The sequence below is a fragment of the Streptomyces roseoverticillatus genome (genome assembly GCF_000719265.1).
In the GTDB taxonomy this organism is placed as follows: domain Bacteria; phylum Actinomycetota; class Actinomycetes; order Streptomycetales; family Streptomycetaceae; genus Streptomyces; species Streptomyces roseoverticillatus.
In genome coordinates, this window is sequence record NZ_JOFL01000022.1 from 12,259 (window position 1) to 29,564 (window position 17,306).

Genomic DNA, 17,306 nt, shown 5'->3' on the forward strand with positions numbered 1-17,306 from the left:
CGTCAGGCCGCGTGGGATGCGCGCGGCTGCGCGGCGAGTTGCGCGGCGCGCGCGGCACGGAAGTCGCGCACCCAGTTGCGGGCGTTGCCGGGGTCGATACCGAAGCGCGCCGAGAGGTCCGCGGCGGCTGGTTCGACCGGCTCGTCCGTGGTGGTCAGGCAGTGCAGGTAGTACATCCAGCCCTGCTGCTTGGCGGCCGACTTCCACACCGGCCCGTCACCGCTCAGCGCCGCCTCGGGAGCGTGCGGGCGCAGGTCCGTCAGGTCTCCGAGGAGCCTGTCACGCAGCAATTGCGCTTCGTGGACTTCCCGCGTGACCTGCCGCAACACCTGGTGCTCGCTCTGGCAGCGGGTCTGTAGTTCTTCCCGCGCGTCGGTGAGTTCCTTGAGCTGGTTCTGCTGCGCGGCAGCGGCCTTGCGGACCTCGTCCGCGTCAGCCAGGGCCTTGCTGCGGAGGCCGTCAGCCTCAGCCCGCGCATGGGTCAGGAGCTGTTCCGCGCGCTGCCGCGCGGCCCGCTCCTCCTGCCGCGCGCCGTCCGCGCGCTGCTGCGCTTGCTCCGCCTCAGTGCTGGTGCCCTCCCACCGGGAGAGGATCTCCTCGTGCTCCCGGCGGGTGCGTTCCAGCTCCTTCCGTGCTGCGGTCAGCTCCTCTTGGGCTGCCTGTCGCGCGGCTTCTGCTTCCTGCCGCGCGGTCTCCGCGCGCTGCCGCGCTTCTTCCGCGCGGTCCGCCAGAGCCGATGACTCGATGCGGCGCGCGGCCGGGGTCACGGCGAGATCCTCAATCAGCGCGAGCACCGCCGGTGCGTCGCGGTAGTCGAGGCGCGCGACCTCTTCCGCGCGGGTGATCGCCGCCAGCCGCCGCACCAAGGCGAGTGCCTGCCCGGGGTCGGTGGCCACGTCCGCGCGATCCAGGGCCTTTTGGGCCTTGCCGCGCAGCTTCTCCGTGCGTCGCTGTGCGCGCCGCTGGGCCCGCGGCTGCAGCCCGGTAGCCGGAGTCTCCAGCGCGAGGCGCAGGCGGTAGACGCGCAGAGCCGCGCGCTGTGCCAACGCGGCGCGAGCGATCGCCGACGAGGAGGAGCGGGCGTCCAGCCCGAGCAGCGCGAAGAGACCGGACCAGGCGTGCTGCCATAGCAGGGCCACCAGCCGGGCCGGGCCCGGCCGCGCGTCCTCGTCCTCGTCCGGGCGCCGGTGGTGGAGCTTGCTGCGGAGCTGCAGTTCGATCAGCCACGCCGCCAGTCCCGGGACCGCGGCCAGCACGGGGCGTGACCACCAGGTGGGGGCGTGGACGGCGTTCATGGCGGCGGAGAAGCCGACCAGAGTCCAGGCCGTGCGGTGCATCAGGCGCAGCTCACGCGTCCACCCCACAGCAGGATTGGCCGACCGGTACATCTGCACCAGCAGCGTCAGCTCCGCCGCATCGAACACCGCGATGAACGCCACCGCCAACGGGGTCGGCAACAGGCCGGTGAGGGTGGCGAACCCCCACAGCCCGTGGACACTGACAGCGACACCGCCCAGCGCCACCACGGCCTGAGGGCCGATCCCCGCCAGCCACACCGACTTCCGCAGCCTGCCCAGCACCCACACCAGCAGCGCCAGCACGCCCGCCGCCGCGCCCGCCAGCACCGGCCAGGGAAGACCGGCCAGCATGGCGGCGCCGGGGATCACGCGGTGCCCCCGTCCTGTACGGGAAGGACGTCGACGGTGGCGATCAGCCGCACCGGCCTCGACGGGTCATCGGGATCGTCGCTGTCCTCGAACCACTCCCAGCAGCACCCCGGAGCCGTCTTGTAGCCCAGCTCCGCCAGAGCCCGGTCTCGCTCGACCGGCGCGGGCACCGGATCCGAGCGTCCCCAATCGGCCTCCGGCCACCACGACACCGGCACCCCCAGCAGCACAACGAAGAGGCGCCACCGGCCGGAGCAGTTGGACATCTGTGCCCTGAACAGCGTCGCCATCACGCCCCCTCCCCCGCTGCGCGACGGCCGGCCAGGGCCTGAACTGCTCCGAGCGCGGCGGTGTCGATGACAGCCGGCCGGGTGTAGTCGTCCCGGACAAGGTGGGGGTCGACGTCCCCGAACTGGTGACGCTGCTCCGCTAGCTGCCCGGACCGGTAGCGGCGCGGGTGCAAACAGCGGTAGAGGCGGTGACGCAGGGCGGTCATCGTGCACCTCCGGGAAGAGGGGTCGTGCCCGGGCGGCCGGTCCGCCGGCCGTTGGTCGTCGTCATCTCCGGGACCGGGCCGTCGGCGATCCGCCACCCGCCGCCCTCCCGCTTGGCCTCGTACATGGCCTCATCCGCCCTGCGCAGGGCACGGCTGAGATCCACACGCGGCAGACCGGTGTGCGTGAACGCCCCGATGGACACCCCCACCCGCAGGGTCATCTCGCGGAAAGGGACCGGCTCGCGCAGCGCGGCCTCCAGAACGCGCAGGTGACGCGGCAGACAGGCGGCCGCTTCGACGTAGGCAGTAGCGGCGAATTCGTCGCCGCCCAGCCTGCCAACGCTGCCGTTCAGCGCCGCAGCCCACCGTCGCAGCCGCGACGCGACCGCGACCAGCACCGCGTCACCGGCCGCGTGGCCATAGGTGTCATTGACGGCCTTGAACCCGTCCAGATCCACCACCAGCACCGTGACGCGCTCCAGACGGCGCAGGTCACGGCGGGCGAAGAACGTGAAAAGGTCCCGGGCCGGAACACCGGTCAGCGCGTCCAGTCGCTCCCGCGCCAGCCGCCGGCGCATCCACAGCGTGTGCACCGACCAGCCAGCCAGCAGCGGAGCAGCAACCACACCGGCCGACAGCACATCGACGGCATCCATCAGGCCGCCTCCGAGCCCGCGGCCGCGCGGTTCGTCAGCCACCGGAGGATCTCGTCCAGCACCCGCCGCTCAGCCCGACGCAGACGCTTCACCTCCACGCCCGTCAACGGCCGGTCAAGCAAAGCAACCTCGACATCGAGCAGGGCGATTTCCGCCTCGATCAGCGGCATCTCCTGCTCGATCGCGTCCAGCTCAGCGCGAGTCGGCTCCAGCTCCGACTCCGGTAAGACCAATCCCACCGCGCGGGCGGGATCAGGAATGATGTGGTTCACGGGGTCGTGCTCCCTTCAGCAGGAACGGCCCTCGCGGTCCCGGCGGGGCAACGCCGGGACCGCACCTTGGGTGAAACCGGATCTCCGGCTCCCCTCAACCCCGCCCGTACGAGACGGGCGGAGGAGGCAACCGGCCGCAGCGCTGAGCGCTGCGAAGGATGGGTTGCACTGCTCATCACGCCGGGATTGACCCAACGTGGCCGCCTACTTGGCCGAGGAGAGGCGGCGTGATCCCCATGCAGTTGTCAAAGAACAGCCAGCGCAGGGCCCGCAGCACACCGCGAGCTATCCCGAACCGGTTCAGGGTGAACTCCTTCACTCCTGTGCAGGAGTGACGTGTAAGAGAGTGGCGCACTCCTACACATGAGTCAACCCGTCGCGCGAAGTTGGCGGCGACGGGTTGAGGACGTGCTGGAGGCGCCTAATCCCCTGCAGGGATGCGGTAGTCGAGAACGAACTGGTCAGCCGCCATGATCGTGTCGCAGACCTCAACCACGCGGCCCGCCTCCGACTCAGCGTTCCGGGTCAGATGGATGATTGGGGACCCGGGGCTGAGGCTCAGGGCAACCGTCTCCTGCTTCGTCGCGAGGCGCACGCGGACAGTCTCCGCGAGCTCCTTCAACTGGTGACCATGCTCCTCCAGTCGGGCGTAGATGCCGCCGCCCCCCGGGTTCTCCTCGAAGAGTTCCGGGATGTCCTTCGCTACATCCCACGGCAGGTAAGAGATGGCTTCTTCGGTGGGGATGCCGTCGCTGAAGTAGAGCCGTCGGCGTGCAAGCACCTTTGCTCCCGCGGGGACCGCCAGCCTCTCCGCGATCTCCTCCGGCGCATCTACAGGCCCGACGTAGAGCACTCGGACACTTGCCGTGCTGCCTGCCTGCTCAGCCTCCGCCAGGTAGGCAGCCTTGCCCGCCAGTCGGTGCGACCGCCGGAAGCGATCTGACGACTTCCGACGCACTGGAGGGCGGTTCTTCACGTAGGAGCCCTTGCCGTGGTGCGTCTCGATCAGCCCAGTCGCCCTCAACTCGGTCATGGCCTTACGCACGGTCCCCTGCGATACCGCGTACCGATCCATGAGGTCGGCTTCACTGGGTACCTGCTCACCTGGCGCCAGAACCTTGGCCCTGATCTGCTGGGCGAGGTCGTCAGCGATCTGCAAATACCGCGGCTTGCCGGAGTCTCTCGACACTGCACTCACGCCCCCGGGCCTCCTAAAGACCTCTAGACCTAAACTCCTCTACATGAGTAACGCTACCGGGAAGGACTCAACAGTGGCGCTGCACTCGGTCTCCGTCGCCGGCATCGTCGTGCGCGAGGACGGCCGCGTCCTCGCGATCCGCCGGGCCGACAACGGCACGTGGGAGCCTCCGGGCGGCGTCCTGGAGCTGGACGAACAGCCGGAGGCCGGCGCCGTCCGCGAGGTCTTCGAAGAGACCGGGATCAGAGTCTCCGTGGAGCGGCTCACGGGCGTGTACAAGAACATGAGCCGGGGTGTCGTGGCTCTGGTCTTCCGCTGCCGACCGATCGACGGCGAGGAGCGCACCTCCGCGGAGTCGACCGCCGTGGAGTGGCTGACTCCCGAGGAGGTCGAGAAGTGGATGTCAGAGGTCTACGCGGTGCGGGTCCTGGATGCGCTCGACACCTCCGCACCTCACGTGCGAGCCCACGACGGCCGCCACTGGCTCGAAGAGGCATAGCCGCCCCCAAGGATGTAACCGATGGGAGGTGCCGCCCAAACCCGGTCAGCACCTTCCCTGGACCGCCCCCTAGCCTCAACGTCACCCTGCAGATGCAGGACCCCCGGGGTACACATACCGTGAATGAATATCGCGGAAAGTGTGCACTAAGGAGGGGTGCCGATGGCGACCGCCAACGAGCCTTTGCCACCAAGACAGCGATGCGCACTCTGGCTGCTTGTCGTCGTCCTATGCGCGGTCGGTGCAGTTGCGCTCCCTATCCGACTAGAACACAAGAGCGCCGAAGAAGTATTCATCAGCAGTGAATTTGTGCTTGCTGGCTGCCTCATCGCGTTGGCAGGCATCGGAGACCTCGTGAGCTGGATATTCCACGGCAAGATCACCTTCCGCGTTCTGATGCTGCTGATTGGCTGCATCATCGCCGCATGTGCCAGTGCGGTCCTGTCCGCAAGCTTTGTAGGCAAGGAAGGGAGTCCAGTCATCCGAGGAACATGGGATTATATTTGGGCTATCAGCGCTTTCACCGCTGCCTCCCTGGGCGGTGCGGCTGCCGTCTACCGCGCAGCAAGTAGGTGAGATCATGAATCCGGCAATCCCGGCGCTGGCGACAGTCGCAGGTGCCGCCATTGCATGGGGCGGAGCAATCCTCTCCACCCGACAGCGGCGCCTCGAAGAAGTAGAAGAAGTAACCGAGAGGGCAAAGACCGCGGCTGCGACAGCACTCGTGCGGCGAATGTCCGAAGGCCTGCAAGCGATGCACGGCATGGGCCCTGCAGAGGTCCCGGTCAGGCCCGCCGAGCAGAGGCTATGGGAGCTGCCGTCCGACGAGCTGAAGGTGACGGCGGATGACTCGCCACATCCAAGGGGTGCGTGACACTCAAGCTGCACGGCAGGTATCCGCACGCACCCGACCGTCTCAGTTTCCGTCTCATTCGCCCCCGTCCGTCGCCGTTCAGAGGCGTACGGACCGCCGGGCAGGCACCTCCCCTGAACCACCATGAACGCAGGTGAACCACAGCGAGCAGGCACCTGACCTGCGCCAACAGACTTGGAAAGCGTGTTGGGGGCAACCCCTCACGAGTTCGAATCTCGTATCCTCCGCCAGTGCCTCACCGGGCACGAACCGAAGGCCCCGACCGGGAAACCGGCCGGGGCCTTCGGCGTTCCGTGGTGGCAGTTTTGGTCTCGGCCGACCCGGCGGCCCCTGCCGGCAAGTGCAGCCGGCGCCCGCCGCGCCGTGCTGCCGCCGCCCCCAGCAAGCCTCATCTCACGTGATCGCCGCCACACTGTCCGACCGGCCCTCGTGGGTCCAGCGGGCCCGGGTCGGCCTATTCCGCCGGCGGGCCCGGGCCGGGGATCGCATCCGCGCCGCCCGCGCCACCGGCCTGACGACCGTGATCCATCCACCCGGAGCTCCGGAGCTGTGGAACCCGGCGCCCACCCGAAACCGGGGAGGGTCCGTCCGCAAGCCGCCGGACCCTCACGAAAACACAGGCCAGGAATCCGGCCCCCTTACCTGCTGGGCAAGCCGGGGAAGACACTTGCCCGGCAGTATGGCGAGGGTGAATCCGCGCGGTGCTTGTGGTGAACTGCGCAACGTAACCCGTACGCGACGATGGGTGAACGCGATGCCTCTTGAGGGCGAGTACGAGCCGAGTCCGGCGCAGTGGGTGCGCGAACAGGTCGAGTTGTATGAGCGTTCGGGCGGCACGCAAGGGGCGACGCTCTGGGACACGGGCCTGCCCGTTGTCATTCTCACGACGCGCGGCACGAAGAGCGGCAAGATCCGCAAGATCCCGCTGATGCGCGTGGAGCACGAAGGGCGGTACGCGGCCGTGGCCTCGAAGGGCGGCTTCCCGCGTCACCCGGTCTGGTACTTCAACGTCAAGTCCGACCCGCACGTGGAGCTCCAGGACGGGTCTGTACGGCAGGACATGACGGCCCGTGAGGTCACGGGGGACGAGAAGGCCGAGTGGTGGGAGCGCGCGGTCGCCGCGTATCCGCCGTACGCCGAATACCAGGAGAAGACCGACCGTGTGATCCCCGTCTTCGTGCTGGAGCCCGCGTCCGTGACAGCCCCTGATGGTGGGGCGTCCACTGCCCAGCAGGGTCTGACGACAAGCTGACGGGCCCCCACGCAAGATCGAGGCTAGTGTCCGACGGATCGACCGGCGGATCGGCCGGCGGATCGACCGGCGGATCGACCGGCGGATCGACCGGCGGGCCATCCGGCGTCAGCCGGTTTCAGGCAATCTGGCTTTTCCGCGAGCCCGCCCACCCATTCGAAACCTGGCAATGTGTTCCGTTTTCCTGTGCTCATGCAGCTCATATCGCATCAATGGGCCGTCCGGACGATGTGCCGGTGGTACGGCAGTGCTGGCGGCGCACGGAACCTGTTGGAGAGGTACGGCCCATGCGCGGGGGAGGCATGTCCGGTTCGGCATGGACGACCGGGCAGGAGAGGAAGGCGTCATTGCCTGTCCCACGGCGCGGGCGTAGACCTTGAAGGGCGTCAGTCGCTGTGAAATTCATGCAAGCCAATCCACCGGACCACAAAGCACCGGAGGGGTGAGCGGAACATGGGTGATGGATCGACTGGTACGGCGGGTTCAGCGGGCGCGTCGGGTTCGCCGAATCCGGGGGCCGCGGAACTGCGGGTCGCGTGGGCCGTCGAGCACCAGGGCGGCGTTCAGGGAGTCGACTGGGAAGTCGACGGGGCCGACCAGTACCACCTGGAATGGCATCCGGCCGACGCGGAGCCGGTGACGATCGAGGAGGCCGGGAAGCCCTCGGAGCTGAAGCTGCCGGTGACGACTCAGGCCGGCCCGGGGCACTACCGCGTGGTCGCCTTGAAGGGGACGTCGTATCTGGGCGAGTCCGCCATCGGCGACGGCAAGCAGAGCGGCAAGGCGGCGCTGTCGAAGCACATCAGTAATTGGAAGCAATGGGAGGAGATCGCACCCCGGGACGAGAACCTCGACATCGCCATCGGCTCCCCGAGCAGGATGACAGTCAACGGGCACGAGCGGACTCAGCAGAAGCGGAGGGTGACCAGGACTCCGGAAGAGATCGTCACGTTCAACCCCAACCTCAACATGATGTGGCCGGGCTGCATCGTGCAGGCCAAACACGCGATCAGGCACGGGCACCTGGTCCCGGCCCAGACCGACACGCAGGACCGTGCCCCACTGACCATCGTCGTGGACAACCTCACCGCGGGAGCCAGCACGTCGGTCCCGAAGCCCGCGGCCGGTGCCGTGGTGGACGCCATCAAGGAGATGGTCAAGGACAAGGAGGCCGGCCCGCGCGACATTGCGTTCAGCAAGACCCAGGCCAACACCAGCACCGAAGTCTGTCTGGAGCTCGGTCTCTCCGCCAAGTACGGCGGCTTCAGCGGGCAGTTCAACCTCTCCGCCAGCCTGAGCGAGAGGAGGAACACGGTGGTGGCCTATCTGCGCGAGCGGGCCTTCACCGCCTACTGCGAAATGGACAACCCTGACAGCTTCTTCAACGACAAGTTCACCGAGAAGAAGCTCGCCACGCTCGTCACCGAGCGCTACATGGGCCCCGACAACCCGCCGCTCATCGTCTCCAGCACCGTCTACGGGCGCATCCTGATGTTCAGCTTCACCGCTGCCGCCAGCGAGACGGACATCAAAGCGACACTGCAGGCGGGATACAGCGGGGGATTCGACGTCAGCACCACCGCAGGGGCCAAGTACAAGCAGATCGCCAGTTCCGCGGAAATCCACGTCCTCAGCAGGGGCGGCAACAGCCAGAACGTCTACGAGCTCATCAACTCCGGCCGGCTCGACAAGTACTTCGCGGGCAACGCACCCAAACTCGAGGAATACGGCCTCATCGGCTACACGCTCCACACCCTCGACGGAGCCCCCGCCAAGATGAGCGAAACCACCGAATACGACGACGTCACGTGGAGCGGGTTCCAGGGCGCCTGGACGTACGGAATCGGCGCCGGCCTCAAGCGCTGGGGCAGCCTGGTCTGGTTCTTCAAAGAAGGCCGCTGCGTGCGCTACAACCCGGAGAACGACGTCGTCTCCTACCACGGGCCGATCACCGGCAAATGGCCGGCTCTCGAGGGCACCGTCTACGCCGCCGGCTTCGACGCCTGCCTCCAGCGCTGGAACCAGAACGCCTGGTTCTTCAAGGACGACCGCTGCCTGCAGTACGACCCGGACAAGGACAAGGTGCTCAGGCAAGGAAGGATCGCCGACCTCTGGCCGGGGCTCAGGGGCACCGCCTACGCCTCCGGTTTCGAGGCCTGCGTAGTCCGCGCGAACGACAACGTGTGGTTCTTCAAGGGCAGCCACTGCCTGCAGTACAACCCGGACAAGGACACGGTCCGGGCACAGGGCAGGATCACCGATCACTGGCCGGGGCTGGCCGGCACCGTCTTCGCCTCCGGCATCGACGCCGCGCAGGGCCGTAGCGACCCCGACGTCTGGTTCTTCAAGGCCGACCAGGCCCTGGTGTACCAGGCGAAGACGGACAAGGTCATGTGGCAGGGGCGCATCGCCGACTACTGGCCCGGGCTGGCCACCGTGGCAGAGACCTGAATCGTCAGCGGGTGCGGGCCGCGGCGTCGCCACGACCGGCGACCTGCCCGGCCCGCACCTCGCCTCCGCCCGGCCCGCACCTCGCCCTCCGCCCGGCCTACAGCCGGACGACCAACCCAGCACATCCTCGTCGGCCCACTAGCCGACGTCGCCTTCCGGCACGTCTTCGGAAGGCGCCTCCTCCGATTGGTTCTTGGCGGCATCGGCCTCTTGTTGTATCTCCTTGCGCGCCTGGGCAATGCTTCGACAAGGGCGCCCTCGGGGTCGGCGGCGGCCACCGCATCCTCGTATCGCAGCGCTTCGTCGGCCGCAGCCGCGCCGCCCGTGAGCACGTCATAGCGCTCGCGGGCCGTCCGTTCGTGGGCCGTCCGCTCGTGGGCCAACACAAGGCCGGAGAGGCTGCGTGAAGAAGGGGGCGCCTTCCCCTCGGTGATCTCGGGTCGGCAACGAGGCGGTCACGACAAGCCATCGCATGTGGTGATCAAGCATTCAACCAGTCATAGTGACCTCCCACTGCTGGTGAGGTAAGCCTCGCCTTACCTGATCGGAGAACTGTGTCCGCCGCCCTGCCCCATGACCCGTCGGCCCTGCCCCGCGACCCGTCGGTGTCCTTCCTCCCCGGCGCGCGACCGGCGCCGGGCTGGGCGAGGAGCGCCCGGCACGCCCGGCCCGTGGGGCTGTACGACTCGTGGTGGACGGTCGCGGGGGCCGCGCTGGTCGTCTGTGCGGCGTGGGGCGCCGCCGTGTGGGTCTCCGGGCATCTGCGGGTGGACGCGTCGCTGCACACCGTGGCGCTCTTCGTGCACCTGGCGACCCTCGCGCTGGGCTTCGGCGCCGTGCTCGTCGCCGACTACTACGGCCTGCTGTGGCTGACCGGCCGGATGTCGCTGAGGGACGCCCTCGACGGCGCGGGCCGGCTGCACACGCCGGTCTGGGCGGGCCTGACAGGCCTGGTGGGCAGCGGCATATTGCTGCACCCGGACACCTCCTCGACGCTCACCCGCGTCAAGCTGGCGATGGTGCTGGCACTGTCCCTCAACGGACTGCAGGCCGGCCTGCTGAACCGGCGCATGGCGGCCGCGCGCCGGCCCGGCGCGCGGCCGCCGCGCCGCTTCCTGGCCTGGGGCGCCGCTACGGCCCTGGTCTCCCAGGCGTGCTGGTGGGGCGCGGTGATCATCGGCTTCCGCAACAGCCAGCGGTGACGGGCGGCGGCTGACGCGCGTCCGGAGAAAGCACTGGGGGCGGCATCACGGTGCCGCCCCCAGTGCTTTTTCCGGTCTTCCGGAATACCCCTGGGGGGTATACAGTTCCCATTGAACGAAGACGCGACGACCCGAAGGAAGTGCGCCATGACCTCCCCGACGAACTCCGGCTCCTGCTGCACCCCCGGTGGCTCCTGCGGCACCTCCCCGGCCGCCGGCGTCCAGGTCGGCATCACCACCGTCTACAAGGTGACCGGCATGACCTGCGGCCACTGCGAGGGCTCGGTCTCGCAGGAGGTCTCCGCCCTGGCCGGCGTGACCTCCGTCAAGGCCGTGGCCGCCACCGGGCTGGTGACCGTCACCTCCACCGGCCCGCTGGACGACGAGGCCGTCCGCGCCGCCGTGGACGAGGCGGGCTACGAGCTCGCCGGCCGCGCCTGAGGTACCCGGATAACCGGATACCCCCGGGATACCCCGGATACCCCCACCCCGTACGCAGTTCGCTCCGTACACAGTTCGCTCCGTACACAGTTCGCTCCGTACACAGTTCCCGGTACCGCCGGATCGTGCCGCTCCACTGATATGGACGCCCGCAGACCCGGCCCTCCTCCAGGAGACTCCGTATGACCAGCACCGCTCTCGAGAAGGCCCCGGCACCCGCCGCGGCCGCCTCCGAAGTCGAACTCTCCATCGGCGGCATGACCTGCGCGTCCTGCGCGGCGCGCATCGAGAAGAAGCTCAACCGCATGGAAGGCGTCACGGCGGCGGTCAACTTCGCCACCGAGAAGGCCAAGGTCGCCTACGGGCCGGGCGTGGCGGTCGCCGATCTGATCGCCACCGTCGAGAAGACCGGCTACACCGCCCAGGAGCCGCCCGAGCCGACGGCCCGTGCGGAAGCGCAGACGCCGCAGGAGCAGGAGGCCGGCCACAGCGGCGGAGAGGTCGGCGCCCTGCGGCAGCGGCTGCTGGTCTCGCTCGTCCTCGCGGTGCCGGTCGTGCTGATGGCCATGGTCCCCGCCCTGCAGTTCGACAACTGGCAGTGGCTGTCCCTGACCCTGGCCGCTCCGGTGGTGGTGTGGGGCGCGCTGCCCTTCCACAAGGCGGCGTGGACCAACGCCCGGCACGGGGCCGCCACCATGGACACCCTCGTCTCGATCGGCACGCTCGCCGCGCTCGGCTGGTCGCTGTGGGCGCTGTTCTTCGGCCACGCCGGCATGCCGGGCATGCGGCACGGCTTCGACTTCTCGGTCTCGCGGGCGGACGGCTCGTCCTCCATCTACCTGGAGGCCGCGGCCGGTGTCACCGCCTTCATCCTGGCCGGGCGCTATCTGGAGGCGAAGTCCAAGCGCAAGGCCGGCGCAGCCCTGCGGGCGCTGCTGGAGCTGGGCGCCAAGGACGTGGCCGTCCTGCGCGACGGGCGCGAAGTCCGCGTTCCCGTAGCGGAACTGGCGGTCGGCGACCTGTTCGTCGTACGCCCCGGGGAGAAGATCGCCACCGACGGCACGGTCACCGAGGGCGGTTCGGCCGTCGACGCCTCCATGCTGACCGGCGAATCCGTGCCCGTGGACGTCACCGCGGGCGATTCCGTCACCGGCGCCACCGTCAACGTCTCCGGCCGCCTGGTCGTCCGGGCCACCCGCGTCGGCGCCGACACCCAGCTGTCCCGCATGGCCAAGCTCGTGGAGGACGCCCAGAACGGCAAGGCCGCCGTCCAGCGCCTGGCCGACCGCATCTCCGGGATCTTCGTCCCCGTCGTCCTGCTGATCGCCCTCGGCACGCTGCTGACCTGGCTGTTCGTGACCGGCGACGCCACCGCCGCCTTCACCGCCGCCGTCGCCGTGCTCATCATCGCCTGCCCCTGCGCCCTGGGCCTCGCCACCCCGACCGCCCTCATGGTCGGCACCGGCCGCGGCGCCCAGCTCGGCATCCTCATCAAGGGCCCCGAGGTCCTGGAGTCCACGCGCCGCGTCGACACCGTCGTCCTGGACAAGACCGGCACCGTCACCACCGGCCGCATGGCCCTGCACGGGATCATCACCGCCCCCGGCGTCTCCGAGCACGACCTGCTGCGCCTGGCCGGCGCCCTGGAGCACGCCTCCGAGCACCCCATCGCCCGCGCCATCGCCGACGGCGCCGCCGGGCGCACCGGCAGCCTGCCCGTGCCGGAGAGCTTCGAGAACATCGCCGGGCTGGGCGTGCAGGGCGTCGTAGAGGGCCACGCGGTCCTCGTCGGGCGGGAGAAGCTGCTCTCGGAGTGGGTGATCGAGCTGCCCGCCGAGCTGGCCGCGGCCAAGGCGACCGCCGAGGCCGAGGGCCGTACCGCCGTCGCCGTCGCCTGGGACGGCAAGGCCCGCGGCGTCCTCACCGTCGCCGACGCCGTCAAGGACACCAGCGCACGGGCCGTGGCCGAGCTGCGCCGCCTCGGCCTCACGCCCGTCCTCCTGACCGGTGACAACAAGGCCGTCGCCGAGGCCGTGGCCCGCGAGGTCGGCATCGACGAGGTCATCGCCGAGGTCCTCCCCCAGGACAAGGTCGACGTCGTCAAGCGCCTGCAGGCTAAGGGCCGTTCGGTCGCCATGGTCGGCGACGGCGTCAACGACGCGGCCGCCCTGGCCACCGCCGACCTGGGCCTGGCCATGGGCACCGGCACCGACGCGGCCATCGAGGCCGGCGACCTCACGCTCGTACGGGGCGACTTGCTGGTGGCCGCCGACGCGATCCGGCTCTCCCGCCGCACCCTCGGCACCATCAAGGGCAACCTCTTCTGGGCCTTCGGCTACAACATCGCCGCCCTCCCCCTCGCGGCCGCCGGCATGCTCAACCCGATGATCGCCGGGGCGGCCATGGCCTTCTCCTCGGTCTTCGTCGTCACCAACAGCCTCCGGCTCCGCCGCTTCCGCTGAGCGAGCGAGCGATACGACGTACGTCTCTTCAACGGCATACGTCTCCTCAAACCGGCTGGGGCCGGGTCCGGCGATTGCTGGACCCGGCCTCAGCCGGTTTGAAGGACTTCGGCCACCGCCGCCTGAACCCGACGGAGCCGCCGGAGCCGCCGTTACGTGCCTGGAGGGCGGTTGCGGAGGGCGTCCTGGGAGGCGACGTGCTTGAGCATGAGGCGGGCGAACTCCAGGCGTTCGCGCTCGGGCCAGTCGGCGGTGATGTACTCGAAGGCCGAGCGCTGGTGGCGGCTGAAGCGGGCCATCAGTTCGCGGCCTTCGGGGCTGAGGTGGAGGACCGTGCGGCGGCCGTCCTGCTGCGAGGCCGCCCGGATCAGGTAGCCGGCCGAGATGCAGTCGGAGACCATGCAGTTGGCCACGGACGGGTCCACGCCCAAGTGGCGGGCGACCGCCCCGACGGTGACCTCGCCCGCGCCCGCCGAGCCGTCCCGTCCCGACAGCTTGAGCCCCGACTCCCGTCCCGCCCCCGCCCCTGGAAGGCGCGGGTCAGATGGTCCCTCAGTCCCTCAGTCCCCGCCGAGGATCCCCCGCGACTTCCCCGTCAGCGCCGAGGCCAGGTACCGGCCCGCCCCCGGCAGCCGGGCGGCGCGCAGGGCGAGGCGGCGCGCGCGCAGCTGGCCCTGCGAGTGGGGCAGGAACCAGCGCACGCCCTTGCGCGCCGCACGCTGCTTCTCCGTGACCACCGGCCGCCACTGCTCCTCGTACCGCCGCAGCGCCGTCGCGGCCGACGGCGCCCCGGCCAGCTGCCCGGCGAGGAGGCGGGCGCCGGCGAGGCCGAGGGAGGCGCCCTGGCCGGCGAGGAGCGAGACCGCGTGGCAGGCGTCACCGACGAGGGTCACCCGTCCCCGGCTCCAGCACGGCAGCTCGGTCTGGGCGACCTGGTCGTAGTACACCTCGTCGCCGGGCGGGCACGCGCGCAGCGCCCGCGGCACGACCCAGCCGAGCCCGCCGTACTCCTTGCGCAGCGCCTCCCGCGGGTCGCCGGGCAGTCCGGGATCGGCCGCCCGGTGGACGGCGAACGCCGCCACGCGGCCGTCGCGCAGGCTGTAGAAGCCCATCTGCCGGTCGGTCGTGTCGGTGAGGACGAAGCTGTCCCGGCAGGCGGCGTGGACCTCAGGGTCCTCGAAGACGAACGCCGCGGTGTGGAAGCCGAGATGGCGGACGTGGCGCTCGTCGTCTCCTTCCGCTTCGCAGAAGGCGAGGCGCCGCACGGCCGAGTGAACGCCGTCCGCACCGACGACGACGTCGGCGTCGAGGCGCGTGCCGTCGTCCAGCGTGACGGTCGCGCCGTCCGTGCGGCCTTCGACTGCCTTGGGCGTGGTCCCGAAGCGTACGTCGACGCCCGCGGGCAGGCTCTCGTACAGCGCGCGTTCGAGGTCCGGCCGCATGATGCTGATCAGCCTGCCGCCGACGGCGCGGCTCAGCGTGTCGTACGTCATCCCCGCCCGTCTGCGCCCGGCCTCGTCCACGTAGCGGAGTTCGTGCACCGCGTAGCCGAGCTCCCGCAGCCGGGGCAGCAGGCCCATCTCCTCGGCGGACGCGTAGCCCGGACCGAAGAAATCGATCATGTAGCCCTGGGTGCGGAGGGCGCGGGCCTTCTCCAGGACCACCACGTCCCAGCCGGCGTCGCCGAGGCACCGGGCGAGGCCCAGTCCGGCGATTCCGGCGCCGCAGATCACGGCCTTCATCGGTGTCAGCCTCCTCTCGCGGCTGCTCCCACCCCTTCCGCTCCGTGTTCCCGCGCAGGCCAGGGACACACTCGCCCGGACGGGTCGCCCGGCGGCAGCTCTCCGGCCCGGGCCTCGGGCCGGAGAGCTGCCTCGGTCGGGCGGCCGCCTCGGGCCCGCGGCTACCTCGCCGCCGGTTCGGCGAACTGCGGTGTTCCCACCGCTCCCAGGAGGGCCAGACGGTCAGGGGTGTCCGTGCCCGGGGGCGGAGTGAGGAGGATCAGGCGCTGGTCGCAGTCCGGAGAGAGGAGGACCTGGCAGTCCAGGTCGACGGGGCCCACCACGGCGTGCAGGACGCGCATGCGGGTGCGGCGGCGGACGGCCACCTCGTGGCGTTCCCAGAGGGTGCGGAACTCGTCGCTGGCCCCGCGGAGGCGGTCGACCAGGCGGGTCGCCGCCGGATCCCCCGCACGGCGGGCCACGGCGGCGCGCAGGTCCGCGGCGTGCAGGCGGCCGTAGTGCTCGTGCTCCTCGGGCGGGTACGCGGCGCGGACGGCCGGGTCGGTGAACCAGCGCCAGACGACGTTGCGGCCGTGCTCGGAGACGGTGCAGACACCGCCGAGGAGCGCCTGGGCCATGGCGTTCTGGGCCAGGACGTCGCCCAGGTCGCTGACGACCTGGGCCGGTGTCGCGGGCAGCTGGTCGAGGAGGTGGAGCAGGCCGGGGGCCACGTGGTCGCCCGCGGTGCGGCCCGCGGGCGGGCGGTGGCCCGCCAGCAGGTACAAGTGGTCGCGTTCGTCGGTGTCCAGGCGCAGGGCGCGGGCGAGGGAGGCGAGCATCTGCGGGGAGGGCTGCGGGCCGCGGGCCTGTTCCAGGCGGATGTAGTAGTCGACCGACATCCCCGCGAGCTGAGCGACCTCCTCGCGGCGCAGGCCGGGCGTGCGGCGCCGCGGGCCTGCGGGCAGCCCCGCGTCCTGGGGGCGGATCCGGTCGCGGGAGCGGCGGAGGAAGTCGGCGAGCTCCGGGCGGTCCGGGCGGGGGCAGGCGGTCGTCATGTTGATCATCCTCGCCGACGCGTCCACCGCGAACCAGGGACCGGCAGTCCCAGGGTCGGCAGGGCTCTCCCGCGGGATCGCGGACGACGGAAGTGTGGGGGTCGTCCCCACCGGTCGGGGGCGACCCCCGCAGGCCGGGGGCCTCCCCCGACCGGTCGGGGTTCCCATCAGCACGTCATCCGCGCCAGGAGTCCTCCCATGAGCACGACCAGCACCGCCATCACCACCGCCACCGTCACCGTCGCCGACGCCCTCGTCCACTACGACCGCCTCGGCCCCTCCGACTCCACCCGCACCCCCCTCGTCCTCGTCCACGGCACCGGGTCCACCGGCGCCGCCCTGACCTGGGGACAGATCGCCCCGCGGTTCGCCGAGGACCGTACGGTCATCACTCCCGACCTCTCCGGCACCGACCGCACCACCGACGGCGGTGGCCCTCTCACCGTCGAGGGCCTCGCCGCCCAGGTCATCGCCGTCATCGAAGACGCGGGCAGAGGCCCCGTCGACCTGCTGGGCTTCTCCCTGGGCTCCCCCGTCGTCGCGGCCGTCGCCGCGCTGCGGCCCGACCTCGTACGGCGGCTGATCCTGGTCGCCGGCTGGGCGCACACCGAGGGCGACGAGTTCCTCCGCAACACCTTCGCCCTGTGGACCCGGCTCGGCACGACCGACCATGAGGCCTTCGGCCGGTTCGTCACGATGACGGGCTTCAGCCCCGGCTTCCTCAATGCTCTCGGCCGGGAGCAGGTCGACGCCATGTCCGCCAACATGCCGGCCACCCCCGGCACCCTCCGCCACGCCGACCTCGACGCCCGCGTCGACATCCGCGACCTGCTGCCCCGCGTCCAGGCCGAGACGCTCGTCATCGGCTGCCTGCAGGACGCCACCGTGCCGGTCGAGCAGAGCCGCGCCCTGCACGCCGCGATCCACGGCAGCACCTACGCCGAGCTCGACACCGGGCACGTCGCCTTCTTCGAGCAGCCGGAGGAGTTCCGGAAGCTGGTGGACGACTTCACCGCCGGTGCGTGAGCTCCGGCAGGACCGGCGCGGGAGGCAGGGCCGG

At 70.5% G+C, this 17,306-nt stretch carries 17 protein-coding genes and 1 pseudogene; 9 read left to right on the forward strand and 9 right to left on the reverse strand.

Going from position 1 to position 17,306, the window contains the following annotated elements; genetic code table 11:
• Positions 1–2: 2 nt before the first annotated feature.
• The 6 genes from IF61_RS0124775 to IF61_RS0124800 all read right to left on the reverse strand — a co-directional run bounded on the left by IF61_RS0124775 (position 3) and on the right by IF61_RS0124800 (position 4,250).
• Entirely contained in the window at positions 3–1,667 is a 1,665-nt protein-coding gene (locus tag IF61_RS0124775) for a hypothetical protein (RefSeq protein ID WP_030368737.1), read from the reverse strand.
• A complete protein-coding gene (locus IF61_RS0124780; RefSeq protein WP_030368738.1) occupies positions 1,664–1,957 on the reverse strand; it encodes a DUF6303 family protein in 294 nt (97 codons plus the stop codon). Before IF61_RS0124780 ends, IF61_RS0124775 begins: the two co-directional genes overlap by 4 nt.
• Entirely contained in the window at positions 1,957–2,163 is a 207-nt protein-coding gene (locus IF61_RS0124785; RefSeq protein WP_030368739.1) for a hypothetical protein, read from the reverse strand. Before IF61_RS0124785 ends, IF61_RS0124780 begins: the two co-directional genes overlap by 1 nt.
• Positions 2,160–2,819, reverse strand: coding sequence for a GGDEF domain-containing protein (locus IF61_RS0124790; protein ID WP_245684599.1), 660 nt, complete (start codon positions 2,817–2,819; stop codon positions 2,160–2,162). The genes IF61_RS0124785 and IF61_RS0124790 overlap by 4 nt, the downstream gene beginning before the upstream one ends.
• Positions 2,819–3,091 carry a DUF6284 family protein gene (locus IF61_RS0124795; protein ID WP_342668022.1) on the reverse strand — a complete coding sequence of 91 codons (273 nt, stop codon included), beginning with the start codon at positions 3,089–3,091 and terminating at the stop codon, positions 2,819–2,821. The genes IF61_RS0124790 and IF61_RS0124795 overlap by 1 nt, the downstream gene beginning before the upstream one ends.
• Positions 3,092–3,512: 421 nt before the next feature.
• Positions 3,513–4,250 (reverse strand): GntR family transcriptional regulator, encoded by a 738-nt coding sequence (locus tag IF61_RS0124800; RefSeq protein WP_211264934.1) that lies wholly within the window; start codon positions 4,248–4,250, stop codon positions 3,513–3,515.
• Positions 4,251–4,332: 82 nt separating this feature from the next.
• Here IF61_RS0124800 and IF61_RS0124805 point away from each other — a divergent pair, with 82 nt between their 5' ends.
• From IF61_RS0124805 to IF61_RS0124830, 8 genes and pseudogenes are all read left to right on the forward strand, one after another.
• Positions 4,333–4,788: an NUDIX hydrolase gene (locus tag IF61_RS0124805; RefSeq protein WP_030368743.1), complete on the forward strand. Its 456-nt coding sequence runs from the start codon at positions 4,333–4,335 to the stop codon at positions 4,786–4,788.
• A 162-nt stretch (positions 4,789–4,950) separates the two neighbouring features.
• The gene (locus IF61_RS35985) at positions 4,951–5,364 is read left to right on the forward strand and encodes a hypothetical protein (RefSeq protein WP_157848657.1); all 414 of its coding nucleotides are present in this window, start codon (positions 4,951–4,953) and stop codon (positions 5,362–5,364) included.
• Between the two features lie 1,052 nt (positions 5,365–6,416).
• Positions 6,417–6,914: a nitroreductase family deazaflavin-dependent oxidoreductase gene (locus tag IF61_RS0124810; RefSeq protein ID WP_052393000.1), complete on the forward strand. Its 498-nt coding sequence runs from the start codon at positions 6,417–6,419 to the stop codon at positions 6,912–6,914.
• 453 nt (positions 6,915–7,367) lie between these two features.
• Entirely contained in the window at positions 7,368–9,365 is a 1,998-nt protein-coding gene (locus IF61_RS33520; RefSeq protein ID WP_030368745.1) for a thiol-activated cytolysin family protein, read from the forward strand.
• Between the two features lie 242 nt (positions 9,366–9,607).
• Positions 9,608–9,772: pseudogene (locus IF61_RS37115) on the forward strand (phosphorothioated DNA-binding restriction endonuclease); the annotation flags it as partial.
• 147 nt (positions 9,773–9,919) lie between these two features.
• Positions 9,920–10,567, forward strand: a complete 648-nt coding sequence (locus IF61_RS0124820) for a hypothetical protein (RefSeq protein ID WP_030368746.1) — start codon at positions 9,920–9,922, stop codon at positions 10,565–10,567.
• Positions 10,568–10,714: 147 nt separating this feature from the next.
• Entirely contained in the window at positions 10,715–11,008 is a 294-nt protein-coding gene (locus IF61_RS0124825) for a heavy-metal-associated domain-containing protein (RefSeq protein WP_030368747.1), read from the forward strand.
• 182 nt (positions 11,009–11,190) lie between these two features.
• Entirely contained in the window at positions 11,191–13,470 is a 2,280-nt protein-coding gene (locus IF61_RS0124830) for a heavy metal translocating P-type ATPase (protein WP_030368748.1), read from the forward strand.
• Positions 13,471–13,622: 152 nt separating this feature from the next.
• On the opposite strand, the gene IF61_RS0124835 is transcribed toward IF61_RS0124830, so the two are convergent.
• From IF61_RS0124835 to IF61_RS0124845, 3 genes are all read right to left on the reverse strand, one after another.
• Complete coding sequence (locus IF61_RS0124835; RefSeq protein WP_483855229.1) at positions 13,623–13,883, reverse strand: MarR family winged helix-turn-helix transcriptional regulator; 261 nt, start codon at positions 13,881–13,883, stop codon at positions 13,623–13,625.
• A 147-nt stretch (positions 13,884–14,030) separates the two neighbouring features.
• A complete protein-coding gene (locus tag IF61_RS0124840; protein WP_030368750.1) occupies positions 14,031–15,212 on the reverse strand; it encodes an FAD-dependent oxidoreductase in 1,182 nt (393 codons plus the stop codon).
• A 161-nt stretch (positions 15,213–15,373) separates the two neighbouring features.
• Positions 15,374–16,255, reverse strand: a complete 882-nt coding sequence (locus IF61_RS0124845) for a helix-turn-helix transcriptional regulator (RefSeq protein WP_030368751.1) — start codon at positions 16,253–16,255, stop codon at positions 15,374–15,376.
• 189 nt (positions 16,256–16,444) lie between these two features.
• Here IF61_RS0124845 and IF61_RS0124850 point away from each other — a divergent pair, with 189 nt between their 5' ends.
• On the forward strand, positions 16,445–17,272 hold the full coding sequence (locus IF61_RS0124850) for an alpha/beta fold hydrolase (RefSeq protein WP_030368752.1): 828 nt from the start codon (positions 16,445–16,447) through the stop codon (positions 17,270–17,272).
• Positions 17,273–17,306 lie beyond the last annotated feature (34 nt).

Excerpts from the sequence above, each read along its gene's own strand:
- IF61_RS0124840 (WP_030368750.1), bottom strand. The coding sequence starts at position 15,212 with ATGAAGGCCGTGATCTGCGGCGCCGGAATCGCCGGACTGGGCCTCGCC.
- IF61_RS0124845 (WP_030368751.1), bottom strand. The coding sequence starts at position 16,255 with ATGATCAACATGACGACCGCCTGCCCCCGCCCGGACCGCCCGGAGCTC.
- IF61_RS0124790 (WP_245684599.1), bottom strand. The coding sequence starts at position 2,819 with ATGGATGCCGTCGATGTGCTGTCGGCCGGTGTGGTTGCTGCTCCGCTG.
- IF61_RS35985 (WP_157848657.1), top strand. The coding sequence starts at position 4,951 with ATGGCGACCGCCAACGAGCCTTTGCCACCAAGACAGCGATGCGCACTC.
- IF61_RS0124830 (WP_030368748.1), top strand. The coding sequence starts at position 11,191 with ATGACCAGCACCGCTCTCGAGAAGGCCCCGGCACCCGCCGCGGCCGCC.
- IF61_RS0124805 (WP_030368743.1), top strand. The coding sequence starts at position 4,333 with ATGAGTAACGCTACCGGGAAGGACTCAACAGTGGCGCTGCACTCGGTC.
- IF61_RS0124785 (WP_030368739.1), bottom strand. The coding sequence starts at position 2,163 with ATGACCGCCCTGCGTCACCGCCTCTACCGCTGTTTGCACCCGCGCCGC.
- IF61_RS0124850 (WP_030368752.1), top strand. The coding sequence starts at position 16,445 with ATGAGCACGACCAGCACCGCCATCACCACCGCCACCGTCACCGTCGCC.
- IF61_RS0124810 (WP_052393000.1), top strand. The coding sequence starts at position 6,417 with ATGCCTCTTGAGGGCGAGTACGAGCCGAGTCCGGCGCAGTGGGTGCGC.
- IF61_RS0124825 (WP_030368747.1), top strand. The coding sequence starts at position 10,715 with ATGACCTCCCCGACGAACTCCGGCTCCTGCTGCACCCCCGGTGGCTCC.
- IF61_RS33520 (WP_030368745.1), top strand. The coding sequence starts at position 7,368 with ATGGGTGATGGATCGACTGGTACGGCGGGTTCAGCGGGCGCGTCGGGT.
- IF61_RS0124780 (WP_030368738.1), bottom strand. The coding sequence starts at position 1,957 with ATGGCGACGCTGTTCAGGGCACAGATGTCCAACTGCTCCGGCCGGTGG.